Annotated in this window: 22 protein-coding genes; 19 read left to right on the top strand and 3 right to left on the bottom strand. The window is 40.1% G+C overall.

Going from position 1 to position 20,052, the window contains the following annotated elements:
• Nucleotides 1-129 precede the first annotated feature (129 nt).
• Nucleotides 130-603: an Lrp/AsnC family transcriptional regulator gene (locus AC0L3Y_RS14715; RefSeq protein WP_473465371.1), complete on the top strand. Its 474-nt coding sequence runs from the start codon at nt 130-132 to the stop codon at nt 601-603.
• Between the two features lie 96 nt (nt 604-699).
• Nucleotides 700-1,344 (top strand): GTP cyclohydrolase II, encoded by a 645-nt coding sequence (locus AC0L3Y_RS14710; protein WP_473465368.1) that lies wholly within the window; start codon nt 700-702, stop codon nt 1,342-1,344.
• A gap of 92 nt (nt 1,345-1,436) precedes the next feature.
• Here AC0L3Y_RS14710 and AC0L3Y_RS14705 read toward each other — a convergent pair whose 3' ends face one another.
• A complete protein-coding gene (locus AC0L3Y_RS14705) occupies nt 1,437-2,687 on the bottom strand; it encodes a DEAD/DEAH box helicase (RefSeq protein ID WP_473465365.1) in 1,251 nt (416 codons plus the stop codon).
• Nucleotides 2,688-2,899: 212 nt separating this feature from the next.
• On the opposite strand from AC0L3Y_RS14705, the gene AC0L3Y_RS14700 reads away from it, so the two are divergent.
• The 3 genes from AC0L3Y_RS14700 (at nt 2,900) to AC0L3Y_RS14690 (ending at nt 4,372) form a co-directional block, all read left to right on the top strand.
• Nucleotides 2,900-3,460 (top strand): DUF1415 domain-containing protein, encoded by a 561-nt coding sequence (locus AC0L3Y_RS14700; RefSeq protein ID WP_473465360.1) that lies wholly within the window; start codon nt 2,900-2,902, stop codon nt 3,458-3,460.
• A gap of 79 nt (nt 3,461-3,539) precedes the next feature.
• The gene (locus AC0L3Y_RS14695) at nt 3,540-4,151 is read left to right on the top strand and encodes a CvfB family protein (RefSeq protein WP_473465356.1); all 612 of its coding nucleotides are present in this window, start codon (nt 3,540-3,542) and stop codon (nt 4,149-4,151) included.
• Nucleotides 4,124-4,372: a hypothetical protein gene (locus tag AC0L3Y_RS14690; protein ID WP_473465351.1), complete on the top strand. Its 249-nt coding sequence runs from the start codon at nt 4,124-4,126 to the stop codon at nt 4,370-4,372. The genes AC0L3Y_RS14695 and AC0L3Y_RS14690 overlap by 28 nt, the downstream gene beginning before the upstream one ends.
• A 49-nt stretch (nt 4,373-4,421) precedes the next feature.
• Here AC0L3Y_RS14690 and AC0L3Y_RS14685 read toward each other — a convergent pair whose 3' ends face one another.
• The gene (locus AC0L3Y_RS14685; RefSeq protein ID WP_473465348.1) at nt 4,422-5,357 is read right to left on the bottom strand and encodes a ketopantoate reductase family protein; all 936 of its coding nucleotides are present in this window, start codon (nt 5,355-5,357) and stop codon (nt 4,422-4,424) included.
• A gap of 84 nt (nt 5,358-5,441) precedes the next feature.
• Here AC0L3Y_RS14685 and AC0L3Y_RS14680 point away from each other — a divergent pair, with 84 nt between their 5' ends.
• Nucleotides 5,442-5,927: a YajQ family cyclic di-GMP-binding protein gene (locus tag AC0L3Y_RS14680; RefSeq protein ID WP_473465344.1), complete on the top strand. Its 486-nt coding sequence runs from the start codon at nt 5,442-5,444 to the stop codon at nt 5,925-5,927.
• A gap of 170 nt (nt 5,928-6,097) precedes the next feature.
• Here AC0L3Y_RS14680 and AC0L3Y_RS14675 read toward each other — a convergent pair whose 3' ends face one another.
• Nucleotides 6,098-6,409 (bottom strand): MGMT family protein, encoded by a 312-nt coding sequence (locus AC0L3Y_RS14675; RefSeq protein WP_473465341.1) that lies wholly within the window; start codon nt 6,407-6,409, stop codon nt 6,098-6,100.
• Between the two features lie 61 nt (nt 6,410-6,470).
• Here AC0L3Y_RS14675 and AC0L3Y_RS14670 point away from each other — a divergent pair, with 61 nt between their 5' ends.
• From AC0L3Y_RS14670 to purF, 13 genes are all read left to right on the top strand, one after another.
• Nucleotides 6,471-6,941 carry an FxsA family protein gene (locus AC0L3Y_RS14670; RefSeq protein WP_473465338.1) on the top strand — a complete coding sequence of 157 codons (471 nt, stop codon included), beginning with the start codon at nt 6,471-6,473 and terminating at the stop codon, nt 6,939-6,941.
• 127 nt (nt 6,942-7,068) lie between these two features.
• A complete protein-coding gene (locus AC0L3Y_RS14665; RefSeq protein WP_317005984.1) occupies nt 7,069-7,359 on the top strand; it encodes a co-chaperone GroES in 291 nt (96 codons plus the stop codon).
• 61 nt (nt 7,360-7,420) lie between these two features.
• Nucleotides 7,421-9,064, top strand: coding sequence for a chaperonin GroEL (groL, locus tag AC0L3Y_RS14660; RefSeq protein WP_473465334.1), 1,644 nt, complete (start codon nt 7,421-7,423; stop codon nt 9,062-9,064).
• 371 nt (nt 9,065-9,435) lie between these two features.
• Nucleotides 9,436-11,670, top strand: a complete 2,235-nt coding sequence (locus AC0L3Y_RS14655; protein WP_473465329.1) for a FimV/HubP family polar landmark protein — start codon at nt 9,436-9,438, stop codon at nt 11,668-11,670.
• A complete protein-coding gene (gene truA / locus AC0L3Y_RS14650) occupies nt 11,663-12,487 on the top strand; it encodes a tRNA pseudouridine(38-40) synthase TruA (protein ID WP_473465326.1) in 825 nt (274 codons plus the stop codon). Before AC0L3Y_RS14655 ends, truA begins: the two co-directional genes overlap by 8 nt.
• Nucleotides 12,471-13,088 carry a phosphoribosylanthranilate isomerase gene (locus AC0L3Y_RS14645; protein ID WP_473465323.1) on the top strand — a complete coding sequence of 206 codons (618 nt, stop codon included), beginning with the start codon at nt 12,471-12,473 and terminating at the stop codon, nt 13,086-13,088. Before truA ends, AC0L3Y_RS14645 begins: the two co-directional genes overlap by 17 nt.
• Nucleotides 13,081-14,292, top strand: coding sequence for a tryptophan synthase subunit beta (gene trpB / locus AC0L3Y_RS14640; RefSeq protein WP_473465320.1), 1,212 nt, complete (start codon nt 13,081-13,083; stop codon nt 14,290-14,292). Before AC0L3Y_RS14645 ends, trpB begins: the two co-directional genes overlap by 8 nt.
• Nucleotides 14,289-15,095, top strand: coding sequence for a tryptophan synthase subunit alpha (trpA, locus tag AC0L3Y_RS14635; RefSeq protein WP_473465315.1), 807 nt, complete (start codon nt 14,289-14,291; stop codon nt 15,093-15,095). Before trpB ends, trpA begins: the two co-directional genes overlap by 4 nt.
• A 31-nt stretch (nt 15,096-15,126) precedes the next feature.
• Nucleotides 15,127-15,993: an acetyl-CoA carboxylase, carboxyltransferase subunit beta gene (accD, locus tag AC0L3Y_RS14630; protein WP_473465311.1), complete on the top strand. Its 867-nt coding sequence runs from the start codon at nt 15,127-15,129 to the stop codon at nt 15,991-15,993.
• Between the two features lie 4 nt (nt 15,994-15,997).
• A complete protein-coding gene (folC, locus tag AC0L3Y_RS14625; protein ID WP_473465307.1) occupies nt 15,998-17,251 on the top strand; it encodes a bifunctional tetrahydrofolate synthase/dihydrofolate synthase in 1,254 nt (417 codons plus the stop codon).
• A gap of 10 nt (nt 17,252-17,261) precedes the next feature.
• A complete protein-coding gene (locus tag AC0L3Y_RS14620; RefSeq protein WP_473465304.1) occupies nt 17,262-17,846 on the top strand; it encodes an SPOR domain-containing protein in 585 nt (194 codons plus the stop codon).
• Between the two features lie 75 nt (nt 17,847-17,921).
• Nucleotides 17,922-18,455: a CvpA family protein gene (locus AC0L3Y_RS14615; RefSeq protein WP_473465301.1), complete on the top strand. Its 534-nt coding sequence runs from the start codon at nt 17,922-17,924 to the stop codon at nt 18,453-18,455.
• 78 nt (nt 18,456-18,533) lie between these two features.
• Complete coding sequence (purF, locus tag AC0L3Y_RS14610; RefSeq protein WP_473465297.1) at nt 18,534-20,042, top strand: amidophosphoribosyltransferase; 1,509 nt, start codon at nt 18,534-18,536, stop codon at nt 20,040-20,042.
• The last annotated feature ends 10 nt before the right edge of the window (nt 20,043-20,052 follow it).

Here is a 20,052-nt window from a genome sequence, read left to right as displayed (position 1 = left end):
AGTGCTTTGCTATGTCTCTATCATAACTAATTTTTTTGAGTAAAAAATTGCGTTTTTTATGAAAAAAACAATTTATGTGGCATTATATTGCGTAGTATTTACTTTTTGAGGTTGTTATGGGCTACATGTATGGGGTTTGATAAAATTGATTTAAATATATTGCGAGAATTGCAGCAAGATTCTAGCTTAACTAATCAAGAGTTAGCCGATCGTGTTGGGCTTTCTGCTTCGCCTTGCCTGCGGAGGGTTAAAGCATTAGAAGATAGTGGCGTGATTGATCGTCAGGTTACGATTTTGAAACGTTCTAGTCTGGGGTTAAAGCTAACTGCATTTCTTCAAATTAGTATGGATAGACATACACCAGATCGGTTTAGTGTTTTTGAAGACGAGGTGAATGAGTTTCCAGAAGTCAGAAACTGCAATTTAGTGACAGGTCAAAATTGTGACTACTTATTAGAAGTTGTGGTGGAAGATATGGAAACTTATCATGACTTTCTATTGGGAAAGTTGACTCGTATACCTGGTGTGACTGGTGTGCAATCTAGTTTTTTATTGCGGAGTGTAAAAGAAAGTACGGCTTTACCATTGAAGCATTTACTCTGAAATAAATGTTATATTATAACTAGCCATTGAATTATGATTTTATGACCTAATTAATGGACGATCGATTAAATACAAATCCCTATAAAGAGAAATGGTATGAGTGATTTAACAATAAAGCGTCGAGTAATGATTCCCGTGAGGGCGGGAGACGTAATGGCTGAATTTATTTCCTTCAATGGTGATGATTCAGGCAAAGAACATATAGGGATTTACTTTAAAGGTGAAGAATTTAAGGATGAAGAGCGAAAGCAGCCTAAAGTAGAGCAAAGGATACCATTAGTACGATTGCATTCAGAATGTTTGACGGGCGATGTGTTTGGCTCTGGTCGTTGTGATTGTGGTGAGCAATTAGACGAAGCTATTGACCGAATTAATGAAGAGGGTGGTTACATTCTTTATTTGCGTCAAGAAGGTCGTGGTATAGGTTTGTATGCGAAATTAGAGGCCTATGCTTTACAAGATCAAGGCTATGACACTTATCAAGCCAATGAAATGCTTCATTTACCGGAAGATGACCGAGATTTTGGTATCGCTGCAGATATGTTAAAAGCCTTAGGTGTGACTCGTATTCGATTGCTTACCAACAATCCTGATAAAGCAAAGCAGCTTGAAGAGCATGGCATCGATATTGATAAAGTCGTACCAACAAAAGTTCATGTTCATAAATACAATAGGCAATATTTGGAAACAAAGGCGAAACGTAAGTTTCATACTATGACGTTTGATTTAGTGAAAGACTAGATGTTTAGTTAGATTATAAAAATATTAAAAAAGGCGCTTTAGTTTATATTAAAGCGCCTTTTTTAATTGTGACATTAAGTTAAGTGTTGAGGTTATTTCTTTGCTGCTGCTTTTTTCGTTTTGATAGCGCTTGAGATGGTTTTTTTGTCTACTGGTTTTTTCTTTTTGGTTTTCTTAGCGCTCGGTGAGCGTGCTTTCGTTTTCGCTTCTAGACCTTCAATTCGACCAAATTTAATGTTGGCTTGCATAAAACGTTGAATTTTCTCGATCATCGGAAGATCGTTGACATCAATTAACGAGATGCAATCGCCCGGAGCGCCTTCACGAGACGCACGGCCAGCACGGTGAATATAAGAATCTGCTTTGCGAGGTAGGCGTAAATTAATTACTGTGTTGATTTCAGGTAAATCGATACCACGGGACGCGACATCGGTTGCGACAAGTACTTGTAAGCGACCACGTTTCATTTGCTTCATGTGCTCGCTGCGGTCACCTTGTTTCATTTCGCCATGTAAACCATCACACATCAGGTTCATGTTACGAACACGTTGTACCCAAACATCCACGTGCTCACGGTTAGAAACAAATAATACCGCTTGTTGAACACGTTCTTGAGTCAATAGATGCTTTAATACGGCTTCTTTGTGCTCTTCGCTGTCTACACGGTAGGCGACTTGGCGAATTTGGCTTGGCACAGTACGAGACGATTCACCGAGACGAATTTGTTGTGTTTCACTGTTTAATAAAGCACTCGCAAAACGGCCCATTTTCTCGCCTTCTAACGTAGCGGAAAACATAAGTGTTTGATGTTCTTTGGGTAATTCATTTGCTAGATGATTGATGGCACTTACAAAACCCATATCCAGCATGCGATCGGCTTCATCAATGACGAAGTAGGAAACATCGGTTAAATCCAACCATTGTTTTTGATCCAATTCAACGAGTCGACCAGGAGTGGCAACAAGAATGTCGCAGTCTTCACTGAGTTGCTGTTGTTGCATACCGTAAGGCGTGCCACCAATGATTAATTGCGATTGAATACGAGTGTGTTTGGTTAGTTGTTCAACCACATTGAAAATTTGGCGAGCCAGCTCTCGACTCGGTGCCAAAATAAGAACTTTCGGTGCTGTTGTTGATTGCTCGTCACGGTCGAGAATATGCTGAATAGCCGGTGCGCAAAACGCAATGGTTTTTCCTGTGCCAGTTGGCGCTGTTGCGAGAAGGTCTGAACCATCTAAAGCGATTGGAATGGCTTGTTCTTGGATTTCTGTCGCAGTTTCAAAACCAAGGTCACTAATGGCTTGTTCTATGGTGAAATCCAGATCTAAATCGGCAAATGACATGTAAACTCTCTGTAGCGGAATAAATGGTGTGACCAATTAGGGATTTAACGCTCTTGAATTGGCCAGCTAACCACTGTAAATGACTGTATTACAGGCATGATACCTTGTTTTCAGTGGTTTCGAAATCGAAACATCAGATGATAGTGGGATAAGTTAGACCCTGTGTTCGCTTTGCTCTAAAATACCGGAAAATATTGATAAGAAGACTTGTTATGTTGTTATCGGATGAATTGGTGACTATTCAAACAATGAAGTGGGTAAAAGACTTCATTGTTGGGTTCAATGTTTGCCCTTTTGCCAAGCGTGAAGTGGAAAAAGAAAGCGTTCGCGTCGTGGTGTTACGCTCTAAGAAAATAGATGTAGCGTTAGAAGAGTTGATGACAGAAGTTCAATGGTTGGATGAACAACCTGAGACGGAAACCACCTTGCTTGTTTTTCCTACCTTGTTTAATGATTTTCACCGTTATTTGGATTTTGTCGATATGGCGGAAAATCTTATGTTTGAACAAGGTTGTGAAGGTGTTTATCAATTGGCCACGTTTCATCCTGATTATTGTTTTTCAGGTGCAGAGCCTGATGACGTATCGAATTACACAAACCGATCACCTTACCCAATGCTGCATTTATTAAGAGAAGCCAGTGTCGAGAAGGCTATCGAGTTTTATGGTGATACATCAGACATACCAAATGAGAATATTGAAAAAATGGAAACGCTTGGAAGAGCGAAATTAGACGATATGTTTGCTACCTGTATGAAAGCAAATACCGACTAGTTAGTGATTTCTAAGTATCAACGTTGCGCTTATAAATGAAGTGCGTATAGTTCGAAAAAAATTGCTTGCCGGAGAATCCATGGCTACTCAAATTGGGCGCTTAAATACATTAAGAGTCGTAAAAGAAAAAGATTTTGGCGTGTATTTAGACGCTGATGAATTGGGTGAAATTTTATTACCTAAACGTTATGTGCCAGAAGGTCTAACCGTAGATCAAGATGTGGAAGTATTCGTTTATTTAGACTCAGACGATAAATTGATTGCGACAACGGATCTTCCTAAAGCGCAAGTCGGTGAATTTGCTGCGTTAACAGCTATTGCCGTCAATCAGGTCGGTGCTTTTTTTGATTGGGGGCTTCCAAAAGATTTGTTAGTGCCTTTTAGTCAGCAAAAGAACCGTGTAGAAGAGGGCGAAACTCATTTGCTTTTTATCTACTTAGACAATATTACTAATCGTATTGTGGCGACAACGCGAGTTGATGCGCTTTTAAATCGCGAAGAAGCACCTTATAAAGTCGGCGAAAAAGTCTCTATCATTATTGGTGATAAAACCAATATCGGTTTCAAATGCGTTATTGATAATCGCTTTTGGGGGTTTTGTTTTTCGAAGACGCTTTTAGACAGCTTCGTAAAGGCGAGAAAACCGTCGGTTTCATTAAGCAGATGCGTGAAGATGGAAAAATTGATTTAAGTCTTCAAGAAGTTGGCTATAAAAAAGTCCGTAATATCCTAGATGATATTCTTGATTATTTAGATGCTCATGGTGGTGAAACACCATTAACAGATAAGGCGTCACCAGAAGCTATTTATGCTGTTTTTAAAGTGAGTAAAGCGACCTACAAAAAAGCGTTAGGTGCACTTTATAAAGATAAGAAAATATCGCTGACAAAAGAAAAAGTAACGAAGTTATAAACTGACTTAGCTTCGTTACAAAGAGCACTAAAAAGCTGCTAGGTGATACTTAGCAGCTTTTTTTGGTTTCTTCACGATGCTCTGAAAAAGCCACACCTTCATACAGTAAGCGTTGAATAGGAAGTTCTATTGGGCTGTTTTTTAGAAGGAATCCAGATATAAATTCATTTTCAGTTTGTCTTTGAAGTTTGATGTCTTCATACATTGAGGATCGATTCAATCGGGTTAGTTGAGCAATGGTGTTGACTCGGTTTTTAAGGTTGTCTTGTGTGAGGTGTTTGCTCTGTTCAATGTAACTGAATTTCGGGTGAGTAAATACACTTTCTAATTCGGCCAGAGTTGCATCAATCAGAGGCTTAAAGTCTTCATCAAGGATGTCTCCATTGTGAATGTTAAAGATAGCTGTGATAGGGTTGATGACAGCATTAACTGCCAATTTTTCGATTACTCTTTGATGAATGTTAGTTACGGTTAGGTTATCAATTGGAAATTCGCGATTAGACTCTGTTTGTAGCCATCGCCCGAAGTAAGTATCCCCTAAACCTGTATGTTTTATGTGGTTCTTATCAATTTTTAAAACACCCTCACTCGTAATTGCCGCCCATAAAATTTGTGTATCTAATAAAACACTTTGAAGTTCTTCTTGTGCGCCTACACCATTACATAGACAAGCAATTGTTGCATCTTCTGTTACTCGTTCAGATATTTGTAAAAATGCGTCTTTTAAATCAAAGGATTTTGTACAAAGTAACACCTTATCGTATTGTTCTGTTAGCTCAGATGCCATGAAGCTTTTTATCTTGTGCTTAGTTGAAGTGCTTTGCTGTTGACCATTCTCATCTATGAGTGAATCTAGTGTGATTTTCTTCCCTGGGCTTTCTGATCTATATACAAGATGGACAGAATGACCGAGCGTTTGTAGCTTACAAGACCAAAATAGGCCAATCGCTCCAGCGCCAATTACTAGCCAAGGCGTGTTATTCATAATAGGTTTCCTATTAGGTGTTTTATTTCAATACCTGTTATTATCGCGCCAAAATACATTATTGAAAATGCAAAGGAGCAGAAAATGCCATCATTTGATGTAGTATCTGAACTAGATTGGCACGAAGTTAGTAACGCAGTCGACCAAGCTAACCGAGAAATTACAACTCGTTATGACTTTAAAGGCGTAAAAGCAAGTTACGAGATTAAAGATAAAACGAATGTTGTCATGGAAGCTGAGGCAGAACCTCAACTTCGTCAGATGTCCGATATTTTAAATCAAAAATTGGTCAGCCGTGGCATTGATTTGAAAAGTTTAGAAAAAGAATCGATTGTAAAAGGAAATATGCGAGCTTCACAGGCGGTTAAAATGAAAGAAGGCCTTGAAACTGACGAAGCGAAAAAGATTGTGAAAATAATCAAAGAGAGCAAAATCAAGGTTCAGGCGCAAATTCAAGGTGATCAGCTTCGAGTAACAGGTAAAAAGCGTGATGAGTTACAACAAGTAATGGCTTTGTTGCGTGGAGCAGATTTATCTCAGCCAGTTCAATTTACAAATTTTAGGGACTAATATTGAAAGCACAAAAAAATGTGTTTTCAATACAAGACTTAAGATGTAGGTTGTTCGGTGTGAGCCAAATCACAGCAAAGAACACGAAAAGTAGATGTCATAAAACGAACCCAATAGGGTTTATATAAAAAGGGAGGCTGTTTAGTGTTTACTGACGTCTCCCTTTGTTGTTACTGACTTTCGTTTATTGTTAGTTTAGTGCCAACTATGACCCAGCCTTCTTGTTCTAGCTTTTCTTTTTGCCTGAGATAGGCGTCTGTATTTTCTGCGAAGCTTATTCTTCGCTGAGAGTTAACAACTCGATACCAAGGTAATTTTGTATCTTTAGGTAAAAATTTCATTAAACGACCTACTTGTCGTGCATAGCCAGGAAAGCCTGCAAGCTTGGCAAGTTCGCCATATGCAATGCATTCTCCTTGTGGAATTTCGTTTAAAATAAGAAACACTTGAGATTTAAAGTGGTCCATCGCTTGATTAGTCATGGGATCGCCCATAGATATATGTCATTAGTTGAATTCAAGTATAAAACAAAAGAAGGTTACCATGAGATTTGCTCTTTTACTTTTTATCCTAGTGCCCATTATAGAAATGACTGTCCTCATTCAGGTTGGCAGTGAAATTGGAGCGCTAGCAACCGTTGCTTTGGTATTCCTTACCGCTATTGTTGGTGTCACGCTTATTCGTAAGCAAGGTTTGGAAACGTCCTTAAAAGCCCAAGAGAAAATGCGTCGTGGTGAATTGCCCGCTTCGGAAGTTGCTGAAGGCATAATGTTGATGTTTGCTGGTTTGTGCTTGTTGATTCCTGGTTTTGTTACTGATGCGATGGGGGCCTTACTATTGGTGCCACCATTAAGGAAATTATTTGCTGCAGGTCTAATCGTTAAGTTTATTAGCTCGATGATGGCTCGAGGCTCTCAATGGCGTGGTGGGCAGAATTATACCTCACAAGAAAGCGGAGAAATCATTGAGGGTGAATATGTGAATGAAGAAAATGACTTAATTGATAAAAAATAATTTTTTTTCTGGGTTGAAATACAAATTACTAACCGTATATAAAAGCTCGATAGAGATTCTCGTTGATAAACGAGATAAGTCCTGCCAGGGGATTCCTGGTATTGTTTTAAATTGGAGAAAATGATTGATGAATATTCGTCCTTTGCACGATCGTGTCGTTGTTCGCCGTAAAGAAGAAGAGACAACAACCGCATCTGGTATCGTTCTACCTGGATCTGCAACAGAAAAACCTACGCAAGGCGAGGTTTTGGCTGTAGGCACTGGTCGTATTCAATCCAACGGTGACGTAAGAGCTCTTGCTGTTAACGTTGGTGACACCGTGTTGTTTGGTCAGTACTCAGGTCAAACAGTGAAGATCAATGGTGAAGAGCTACTTATTATGAAAGAAGAAGAAATCTACGGCATCGTTGAAGCCTAGTTCATCTTTGTAGTTCATATTTGATTTGTAACATTTTAAAACAGTTAAAAGGTATTACAAAATGTCATCTAAAGAAGTTAAATTTGGAGATAGCGCTCGTCAGCAAATGCTGCGAGGTGTTAATGTTCTAGCAGACGCCGTCAAGGTTACTCTTGGGCCAAAAGGCCGTAACGTTGTTATTGAAAAATCTTTTGGTTCACCATTAGTGACAAAAGATGGCGTAACCGTTGCCAAAGAAATTGAACTAGAGAATAAGTTCGAAAATATGGGCGCGCAAATGGTTAAAGAAGTTGCCTCTCAAGCAAATGATGTTGCTGGTGATGGTACTACAACAGCAACTGTTTTGGCTCAAGCTTTAGTAACAGAAGGTCTTAAATCTGTTGCTGCTGGTCGTAATCCAATGGATCTTAAACGTGGTATCGATCAAGCTGCAGCAGCAGTTGTAAAAGAGCTTGCCGCGTTATCTACACCTTGTACAGATACAAAAGCCATTGAGCAAGTTGGTACTATTTCTGCTAACTCTGATGCATCTGTTGGTCAAATTATTGCGGAAGCAATGGAACGTGTTGGTAAAGAAGGTGTAATCACAGTTGAAGAAGGTTCAGGTTTTGATGATGAACTTGCTGTAGTTGAAGGAATGCAATTTGACCGCGGTTATTTGTCTCCTTATTTCATCAACAACCAGGAAACAATGAGCGCGGAATTAGAAAACCCATTCATTCTTCTTGTTGATAAAAAAATCACTAACATCCGTGATTTGCTACCGGTATTGGAAGGTGTTGCAAAAGCTTCTCGTCCTTTGTTGATTATCGCTGAAGATGTTGAAGGCGAAGCCTTGGCAACTTTAGTTGTAAACAGCATGCGCGGTATTGTTAAAGTAGCAGCGGCTAAAGCGCCAGGTTTTGGTGATCGTCGTAAAGCAATGTTGGAAGATATTGCTGTATTGACTGGTGCCACTGTTATTTCTGAAGAAGTTGGTTTGAGCCTTGATACAACAACTTTAGAGCAACTTGGTACAGCTAAGCGTGTTACCCTTACGAAAGAGAGTACAACGATTGTTGATGGTGCAGGTGTTGCTGCGAACATTACAAGTCGTGTTGATCAAATTCGTGCAGAAATTGCTAATTCTTCTTCTGACTACGATAAAGAAAAACTTCAAGAGCGTGTTGCTAAATTGGCAGGCGGTGTTGCAGTTATTAAGATTGGTGCAGCAACTGAAGTTGCCATGAAAGAGAAAAAAGCTCGTGTAGATGATGCACTTCACGCTACTCGTGCTGCTGTTGAAGAAGGTGTTGTCGCTGGTGGTGGTGTTGCACTGGTTCGCGCTTTGACTAAAGTTGTTGGTCTTGTTGGTGACAACGAAGATCAAAATGTTGGTATTGCTTTGGCTCTACGAGCTATGGAAGCGCCAATGCGTCAAATCGTAGAAAACGCGGGTGATGAAGCTTCTGTTGTCGTTGATAAAGTTAAGCAGGGTGAAGGTAACTACGGTTACAACGCTGCAACTGGTGAATACGGCGATATGTTGGAAATGGGTATCCTAGATCCAGCGAAAGTAACGCGCTCTGCACTTCAAGCAGCGGCCTCTGTTGCAGGTCTTATGATTACAACAGAAGCAATGATTGCTGAATTGCCAAAAGAAGATGCTGGCATGCCTGATATGGGTGGCATGGGCGGAATGGGTGGCATGGGCGGAATGATGTGATGCCTCTCTAACCCTGCGTTAGTAAAAAAGCCTCGTTAAAATAGCGAGGCTTTTTTTATGCTTATTTGTTTTGATATGTAATCTTAAAAAAATTGTAGTGTTGGTTTTTGGCTGGGTTCATAGTGAAGGGAGTATTTTAGGTTGTTTTATAAGAGAGTTTCAATCTTGGTCAAATTATCTAATTTATGATTTGTGTAAATATGACTCTTTTTGTGGTTATTTTTTGAGCGGTTTTGGCTTTAAAGGGCATTTTTTTTATTTCTCTTGCGCTAACTGCAAACCATTGATTCTAAAGCTATTGATAAATCATCACCTGTGTAAGATACTTGGTTATATATTCGCGTCCATATTTTGTAAATAAAGGGAAGATTATGCTCAGAAAAACCCTCATTAGTATTGCTGTATCAGGTGCACTTTATGTATCCAGCAGTTACGCATTGGAACTGGGTGAGTTAACCTCTCAATCAAATTTGGATGAGCCTTATCGCGGAAAGATTGAAATCTCCGATGTGGGCACATTAACAACAGACGATATATTAATTCGTTTGGGTAGTGAGAGTGAATTTCGCCAAGCAGGTTTGACTCCAACAAGAGTTTTATCTCAACTGAAATTTGATGTGACCCGTGAAAATGGAGAATTGATTGTTGCTGTAACTTCCAATGAACCATTGGTAGCAGATGAATTGCATTTTATTTTGGCGGCTCGTTGGCCAAGTGGTCAAGTGGTTAGAGAGTACCAGTCGCCACTTAATCAATCTGCACTTGTGGAAAAGTCTCAAAAAGAAGTGGTTCAATCGGCACCAATAACTTCGGATGTTTCAGCTACAACCACGTCCTCCTCAACGGGGTCTGTTTTTAGACAAGCAACCTCATCCGCAGAGACTATGTCAGTTAAAGGCCAAATGAATGTCGTAAAAGGCAACACTCTTTGGTCTATCGCAGGGCAAAACCGTCCGACGAATCAATTAACTATCTATCAAACAATGATGGCGATCCAAGCGCTTAATAAAGAAGCGTTTTATTCAGATAATATTAATCTTCTAAAAGAAGGTGCTGTTTTACGTTTACCAACACAAGATCAAATTGCACTTTTTAATAAAACAATTTCCCAAGAGGAATTTAAACGCCAACATGATGCCTGGATGGCCCTTAAAGGTTCTAAAGGCTCATCAAATGTTGAAAAAGCACAGTTAAATACACAAGCAAAAGCAAAAGATGCAGAAAGTTCACCTGCAACTAATACAGATAAATTAACTCTATCTTCTGGTCAAAGCCTCTTACCTGAAAGTAGTGCGAGCTCAAATACTGGAGAGGATAGCAGCGCGGCTCTAAATACTTTGCAAACTGAGTTGTCCGCATCCCAAGAATTACTTGATAAAGAGCAGCGTGAAAAAGCAGAGCTTTCAGTACAGTTAGGTGATTTGAATAAACAACTTGAAACACTTGAGCAATTAATTAGCCTGAAAGATAAGCAGTTGGCTGATTTGCAGCAGCAGTTTGTTAATGCTCAACAAACTTTACAAGAACAAAAAAACACTGTTGATCAGTTGTTAGAAGCGGATCAAATTCGTAGAGAAAAGGAGCAAGCTGAAGCGGATTCTTTAGTTAATAAGATTTTTGGTAACCCAATTATTGTCTCTATGGGGGCCGTGGTTATTTTATTACTGGGCTTCTTAATCGGTTTGATTATGCGCCGATCTGGAAAAAACCAAGGAGATGAACTATTAAAAAAGGATGAATTTGACCTTTCATCAACAGCTCCAGCTGCTGTTGCAATAGATTATGCTCAGGATGAAGAATTTAAGGTCAAAGAAGAGCTTCAGGAGGAAGATCCTTTCGCATTCGATTTTGATACAGATGAAGACCCGGAAGACATGGAGCATTTTGATTCCTTTGATTCTGGCATTACTCCAATCGATGAGCCAGATACAATTGTCGATGATATGGATTTTTTGGAAGATCCTGAAACTGAACTAGAAAGCGCAATTGAAGAAGAAACGGATTTGGATGAAGACTTTTCTTCTTTTGATGAGGCGGATGACCTTCCAGAGCCAGAAATAAATTTAGATGCTGATGATTTTGAGGAATTTGTCGAAGACGATATTCCAACCATGACGCCGGAAACAGTTGAGACAGAAAACTCTGAACTTGAACCCGAGTTGGAAAGCGCAGAGCCTGAATCAAATGTAAGTTCTGAAGCAGAAAAAGAAGAGGAGTCTTTTGTTTCTAGTCTGTTGAATGATGTTGATCAGGAAGATGTTGATGAGTCGGCTATTTTTAACGGTATAGCGGATGACTCAATTGCAAGTACTATTGAAGAAACTCTTGCTGAAGCACAAGAAAGTGAAGAAGAGTTTGATGTTCCTGCATTTGGTGAGGCAGAAGCCGCAGTAGATGAAGAGGGAAGTGATGACGAAGAGGAGTTCGACTTTTTTGATGCTAGTGGTGATGAAGTGGCAACTAAATTAGATTTGGCAAGAGCTTATATGGATATGGGTGATGAAGAAGGTGCTCGAGTTATCTTAGAGGATGTTGTTCAATCAGGTAATGAGAAGCAAATTTCTGAAGCGCAGAATATGATAGAGCGAATGTTCCCAAGTGACTAAAAAAGTTGTACTAGTTGTTGAATATAATGGCTCTGCATACAAGGGCTGGCAAGCACAAAAATTTGGTGTTCCAAGTGTTCAAGAAAGTTTAGAAAAAGCATTGGCCGTGATCGCAAACCATCCTGTTAAGGTGGTTTGTGCTGGTCGAACAGATTCTGGTGTCCATGCCAGTGCGCAGGTTGTTCATTTTGAAACTGAAGTTGAGCGTAGTGAAAGAGCTTGGACATTAGGTGTCAACACCTACCTTCCTGTTGATATTTCCGTTGTTGCAGCTCGTCATGTTTCAGAAAACTTCCATGCACGTTTTAGTGCACTAAGTCGTCGTTATCGTTATGTGATTTACCAGTCGGAATTACGCCCAGCTATATTGGCAAAAGGGGTAACTTGGACTTATAAAAACCTTGATGTCGAAGCAATGAAAGATGCAGCTAAAGCATTTGTTGGTACTCATGATTTCACGTCTTTTCGAGCTGTTGGTTGTCAGGCCAACTCGCCAATTCGTACTATTCTTTATTTTGATGTTCAGCAATTAGGTCAATATATTGTTTTGGATGTTAGAGCTAACGCATTTTTGCATCACATGATTCGAAACTTTGCTGGTGTTCTGATGAGCATTGGTGCAGGTGAAAAGCCTGTTACTTGGTCAAAAAAAGTTTTGGATGCGAAAGATCGTAGTAAAGGCGGAATTACCGCACCGCCTGATGGTTTGTATTTTGTTGACGCTCAGTACCCTGATATTTTTAATGTGCCGGTCTGCAAGTTAGGGCCTCATTTTTTACCTTATGTAGACGAGCCTTCGTATGAACTGTCGAGTTAAAATCTGTGGAATAACAAATATCGAAGATGCACTGATGGCGTGTCGTCATGGTGCTGATGCATTGGGGTTTGTTTTTTATAAAAAGAGCCCTAGATACGTCTCTCCTCAAGTAGCCAACTCAATCGTTGCTCAGTTGCCGCCCTTTGTAACCCCTGTAGCTTTATTTGTTGACGCTGATGAGGTTATTGTTCGGACTGTTATTGATGGCAGCTCTCGTTGGATGATTCAATTTCATGGTGCAGAACTTGAAACCGAATGTTTGTCTTATCAACGACCTTACATGAAAGCACTAAGAGTAAAAAGAGGCGATGATGTTGCTGCCTTAGTTGGTCAATACCCTACAGCGAGTGCCGTTTTATTAGACGCGTATAAAGCTGGTGTTCCAGGTGGAACCGGAGAGGTGTTTGATTGGTCATTGATTCCAAAAAAATTAACTAGGCCCGTTGTATTGGCGGGAGGCCTGACGCCTGGAAATATCAAAGACGCGATAAAGCAAGTCGAACCTTACGCTGTAGATGTGAGTGGCGGTGTTGAATTATCGAAAGGCATTAAGAGTGAGCCTAAGGTTCAAGAATTTATTAGTGGAGCAAAATGTGGATAACAAAGATATTAATCTAGATTTACCGGATTCTCATGGTCGCTTTGGTCAATATGGCGGTGTGTTTGTTTCTGAAACCTTGATGTCTGCTTTAGATGATTTGACAAAGATGTATGAGAAATTATCTAAAGATAGTACGTTTCAAGCAGCCTTTGATTATGATTTGGCTCACTATGTTGGCCGTCCTTCTCCGCTTTATTTTGCGGAACGGTTAACGGAAAAGGCTGGCGGTGCGAAAATTTATTTGAAACGAGAAGATCTTAATCATACTGGAGCCCATAAAATCAACAATACTATTGGTCAGGCTTTACTGGCTAAACATATGGGTAAGCCAAACATTATTGCTGAGACAGGTGCAGGGCAGCATGGTGTTGCTTCTGCCACAGTTGCGGCTCGATTAGGACTGAAATGTAAAGTGTTCATGGGGGCGGAAGATATTCGCCGTCAATCATTGAATGTTTATCGAATGAAGTTACTTGGCGCAGAAGTGATTTCTGTAGAGTCAGGGACTAAGACACTAAAAGATGCGCTTAATGAAGCAATGCGTTATTGGGTTGGTAATGTAGATGATACTTTTTACATTATAGGTACCGCTGCAGGCCCACATCCATATCCAAAACTAGTTCGTGATTTTCAAGCTGTGATTGGGCGCGAAACGAAAGCTCAGTGTTTGGCTCAAGAAGGTCGCTTGCCTGATGCTCTTGTAGCCTGTGTTGGCGGTGGTTCAAATGCAATAGGTATGTTTCATCCTTTTATTAAAGATGAAGGTGTTGCTATGTATGGTGTTGAGGCTGGAGGTGATGGTATAGAAACAGGCCGTCATGCGGCGCCATTAACAGCTGGCCGACCTGGTGTTCTGCATGGAAATCGTACTTATGTTATGGCCGATGATGATGGTCAGATTATTGGAACTCACTCCATTTCAGCTGGTTTGGATTACCCTGGTGTTGGGCCAGAGCACGCTTGGTTGAAAGATATTGGTCGCGCAAACTATGTTGCGATTAATGATGATGAGGCAATGGATGGTTTTAGAGATCTAACTCGTTTAGAGGGTATTATGCCTGCGTTAGAATCAAGCCATGCGGTCGCTTATGGCATGAAATTAGCGGCAACGATGGAAAAAGATAAAATTGTCGTTATTAATCTTTCAGGTCGTGGTGACAAAGATATTCTTACTGTTGCTGAATTAGATGGGATAGAAGTATGAGTCGCATTAAACAATGTTTTGAAAATTTAGAAAAATCTGGTAAAAAAGCGCTCATTCCGTATATTACCGCAGGTGATCCATTACCTGATTATACAGTAACCATGATGCACGCTTTGGTATCAGCAGGAGCGGATGTAATAGAGATTGGCATGCCTTTTTCGGATCCAATGGCTGATGGCCCAGTGATTCAGCTGGCTTGTGAGCGCAGTTTGGCTGCGGGCACTAATGTTAAGAAAGTGCTGAAAATGATTAATGAGTTTCGTCAAACAAACACGGAAACGCCTGTGGTTTTGATGGGATATTTGAATCCGATAGAATTCTTTGGTTATCAGGCATTTTCGGATGCAGCGAAAGAAGCTGGTGTGGATGGTATTTTATTAGTAGATCTGACTCCAGAAGAGGCGACAGATGTAGTAGAATGCTTCAAACAAAACAATATTGATCTTATTTATTTATTGTCACCAACGACAACGCCTGAACGTGCTAAGAAAATATGCGACTTCGCATCAGGGTATGTTTATTACGTTTCAGTAAAAGGTGTGACAGGATCGGCTGAATTAGATGTCGATAGTGTTAAGAAACACGTCGATACATTGCGAACCATTACTTCTTTACCTATCGGTGTTGGGTTTGGGATTCGTGACGCTAAAACAGCGGCAGCAGTAAGTAAATGTGCTGATGGTGTTATTGTTGGTAGTGTGTTGGTGAATGCCATTGCGGAAAACAAAGATCGTCAAAAAGAATATGTAGCTGACGCTTTAGGGACTATTTTGTCCCCAATGCGTAGTGAAATGGACGCTTAAGCGGCAGCAAACAAGAAATATGGAGAAGTAAATGAGTAGCTGGTTAGATAAATTTGTACCTTCCATTGTGCGTAGTGAATCAAGACGCAGTTCATCGGCTTCAGTACCTGAAGGTCTTTGGAAGAAATGTCCAAAATGTGAAAACGTTTTGTATCGTCCAGAGTTAGAAAAAAACTTAGATGTTTGTCCAAAGTGTGATCATCATCTTCGTGTTAGCGCTCGTCGCCGTCTAGATATTTTTCTAGACAAAGAAGGCCGTCATGAAATTGGCGCGCACCTTGAGCCTGAAGATAAATTGAAATTTAAAGACACCAAACGCTACAAGGATCGTATTGCTGATGCACAGAAAGCAACAGGTGAAAAAGATGCATTAGTTGCTATGCAAGGTGTATTAAATGGTATGCCTGTTGTGGCAGTTGCCTTTGAATTCAAGTTTATGGGTGGCTCTATGGGGGCAATTGTAGGTGAGCGATTCATTCAGGCAGTTAATGTTTGTTTAGAAAAACGTATCCCTCTTGTTTGTTTTTCTGCAAGTGGTGGTGCTCGTATGCAAGAAGCACTTATCTCTTTGATGCAAATGGCGAAAACCAGCGCAGGTTTAGAACGTATGAAGCAAGAAGGCATTCCGTACATTTCTGTTATGACAGATCCTGTATTTGGTGGCGTTTCTGCTTCTTTAGCAATGCTAGGTGATTTGAACGTTGCTGAGCCAAATGCCTTAATCGGTTTTGCCGGTCCTCGAGTTATAGAACAAACAGTTCGTGAAAAATTACCAGAAGGCTTTCAACGTAGCGAATTCTTGTTGGAGAAAGGCGCGTTGGACATGATTATCAAACGTGAAGATATGCGTGATCGTTTGCATAATATTTTGTCTATGCTTACCAATAAGGTTGCTTAAATAAATGACGCACAAGTCATTAGCGAGTTGGCTCTCATACATTGAGAGCCAACATCCCTCAGAAATAGAACTTGGTTTAGATAGAGGGAAAAAAGTTTTAGATAAATTGAATTTGTCTAAACCTAAGCACAAAGTCATTACAGTTGCAGGTACAAACGGAAAAGGTTCTACTTGTGCTATGTTAACTCAGTATCTTTGTGGTCAAAACTATTCTGTCGGCACCTACACCTCTCCTCATTTTCTTGCTTTCAATGAGCGTATTGCTTTAAACAATGTATCTTGTGACGATGATATTCTTTGTCGTGCATTTGAGGTAATTGAAACTGCGCGAGGAGACATCCCTTTAACCTATTTTGAATTCAGTACACTTGCTGCCTTATGGGTTTTCGATCAATCTAATTTAGATTATTGGGTCCTTGAAGTCGGGCTAGGTGGACGCTTAGATTCTGTAAATATGGTTGATACCGATGTTGCTGTTGTTACATCTATCTCTCGGGATCATGTTGACTGGTTAGGAGATAATCTCGATGTAATCGCACGGGAGAAAGCCGGAATAGCAAGGAAAGGGAAGTTGCTGATTAGTGGTGTTGTTAACCCGCCATTAACCATCGCCAAAAAAGCCTCAGAAATTGGTGCTCAGTTATACCAGAAAGGTCAAGATTTTATCTTTTCTTCTGACGATGAAGCTTCTACTTGGTCATGGTCTGGTTATGAAGAGAGCTTTTCTAATTTACCTATACCTTCACTTCCTCTTCAAAATGCAGCTACTGTTGTTGCTGTATTAATGTATATGGGCCTTGCGCCTAAACAAGAGGATCTTGTTTCTTTATTTCGTACGGCAGAATTAACTGGTCGTTTTCAAAAGGTATCTTCGGTTCCTGATGTGTTTATTGATGTTGCCCATAACCCTGAAGCTGCAATTGAGCTGGCACGTCGAGTGGATCATTTTATGCAGCCACCTATAGCAGTTTGTGGCATGTTAAAGGATAAAGACATTGGTAGTGTTATGATGCACCTTGCAAACAGTTTCTCTGATTGGTACTGCTGTGATTTGGCTGGGCCGAGAGGTGCTAAAGCAGTAGAGCTTGTTAATAATGTTTTGCTTAATTCACCAAACCTTTCTCAACGTGTGAACGCATTTGATTCAGTACAGAGCGCATTTACAGCGGCGTTTGTTAAAGCAAAAGAAGAGCAGCGTTCCATAATTGTATTTGGGTCCTTTATAACCGTCTCAGATTATTTGGCATTTAGTCAATAAAGAGTGATTTATGATAGATAGAACCATTACATATAGACTTATTGGTGCCAGTATTGTGGTACTTTCTGCGGCAATTGTTTTGCCTTTAATTTTAGATGGTGAACGACCTGCAGAGTTGGATATTCAAGTTCAAGTTACAAAACCACCAGCATTTCCAGTTGTAGAAATTGCACCTGTACAACCAGTGGATTCTTTAGCCGTTGAACCATCCTCCTCTGAAGATAAATCACCTAACGAGATTCGCTTAATTCCAGTACCTGGTTCTGCCAAGGATGTGAAAACGATTACTAAAACTGATTCAGAATTAAAGAAATCAGAAGTAAAAACGGTTACTAAAACGCCAGTTAAACCAACAACTATAGCAGCTGATAGGTGGGTTGTTCAGATTGCGACCTTTAAAAGTAGAGACAATGCAACTCGCTTAGTCGAAAAACTTAAAGGGGCAAAATATGATGCGTATAGCACAACAACAAATTCCCTTCATAAAGTATATGTTGGACCTGAGTTTAAGCGTGATACATCCGAAAAAATACGAAATGACATTAAGAGGAAATTCAACTTGGCGGGCATTGTCGTTAAATTTTCAGTTAATTAAAGCAGGTAGACTGATTCCTATATTTTGAATCGGTAAGCCATCTGTTAAACTTCGCGACAATTTTTAGAGGTATTCATGGAGCAAGCTAATTCGATGGCGACAGTAGATTGGTTAATTATTGCTGTTGTTGTTCTTTCTACTTTATTGAGTCTGAAACGAGGCTTTGTAAAAGAAGTTTTGTCCCTATTAACTTGGGTTGTTGCTTTTGTTGTTTCAATTAAATTTGCTGATCAAATGCAAGCGCTTCTAATTGAACAAGTACAAAATGACCAAATTCGTTATATTGTAGCTTTTGTTTCCTTGTTTATTGCTTCGCTTGTGGTCGGTGCCCTAGTGAGTTTTTTATTAGGTTCTTTGATTCAAGTAACGGGTTTATCAAGTACAGATCGAGTACTAGGTATGGTATTTGGTTTTGCTCGGGGTAGTTTAATTATTGTAGCTTTTATTTCTCTGCTGAGCTTAAGTCCAGCCATAGAGGAAACTGAGTTTTGGAAAACATCACAATTGATCCCTCAATTGGGACAATTGAATGACTGGACGCGAGATATGTTAGGCAAGAGTACGGATCTTATTGATTCCTCTCTCATTGATCGCGCCCTTGGTAATTAGTTGCTTAATGCAATATTTAAATAGGTAGAGAACCTTTTGCGGCATTTGTCGCAATTCCCCAACACGAGGATCTAGAACATGTGTGGTATCGTTGGTGTCGTAGGCACGTCTGTGGTTAACCAAGCTATTTTTGATGCGTTAACCGTTCTTCAGCATCGTGGACAAGATGCTGCGGGTATGGTAACTAGCCATAACGGACGATTATGTTTGCGCAAAGACAATGGTCCGGTGAGTGAAGTTTTTCGCACTCGTCATATGAAAAAACTCCAAGGTAACATAGGAATAGGGCATGTTCGCTATCCAACGGCTGGTACATCCAGTTCTGCAGAAGCACAGCCTTTTTATGTGAATTCTCCTTATGGTATTTCCCTTGCACACAATGGTAATTTGACTAATACAACTAAGCTTAAGCGAGAAGTATTTGAATCTGACTTACGTCATATCAATACAACCTCTGACTCTGAAGTGTTGGTTAATGTATTGGCGCACGAGCTGCATCAAGAGGGTAAATTCATTCCTACTCCAGAAGATATTTTTAATGCGCTTGAGCGAGTTTATAAGCGGATTGAAGGTGGTTATGCTGTCGTTACCTTGATTACTGGCTATGGTATTTTGGCTTTTCGTGATCCAGATGGTATTCGCCCACTTATCTATGGTTCTAAGCAAACGGATACTGGCCTTGAGCACATGGTGGCATCTGAAAGTGTTGCGCTTGATGCGGCAGGTTTTACCGTAGAGCGTGATATTCAACCAGGTGAAGCCATTTTTATAGATGTGAACCATAAGGTTCATATGCGTCAATGTACGCCTAAAAAAGTAGCGCGACCTTGTTTATTTGAATACGTGTATTTTGCTCGTCCTGACACTGTTATCGACAGCATTTCGGTCTATAAAGCCCGTATGAATATGGGGGACCGTTTGGCGGCAAAAATCGAACGTGAATGGAAAGATCATGATATTGATGTGGTTATTCCTATTCCCGACACCAGCCGTACTTCTGCATTGCAAATTGCTCAATCATTGAATATTCCATTTCGTGAAGGTTTGGTGAAAAACCGATACATCGGTCGTACTTTTATCATGCCCGGCCAAGAAATACGTAAGAAATCGGTTCGTCAGAAATTAAACCCAGTACCTTTTGAGTTTAAAGACAAAACCGTTTTATTGGTCGATGACTCCATTGTTCGTGGTACGACAAGTAAAGAAATTATCGAAATGGCCCGTGATGCAGGTGCTAAAAAAGTATACATAGCTTCTGCCGCCCCTGAGGTTCGTTATCCAAACGTGTATGGGATCGATATGCCCGCTGTGACTGAGTTAATTGCGCATAATCGAAATGTTGATGAAATCTGTGAAATCATAGGTGCAGACAAATTAATCTTCCAAGATCTGAATGATTTGATTGAAGCTTGTATCGATGAAAAACACTCAGACGTTCGAGAATTTGATACGTCAGTTTTTAATGGCACTTATATAACAGGTAATATTGATAAGGCTTACTTAGAAGGTCTTGAGGGGGCTCGTAATGATTCAAATAAAGCCTCTATTGAAGATATGCAAAGTAGCGACATGATGCATCCAATGTAACATTGCCGCT

The organism is Marinomonas sp. GJ51-14 (genome assembly GCF_055808695.1).
This window is presented reverse-complemented; position numbering and strand designations above follow the sequence as displayed.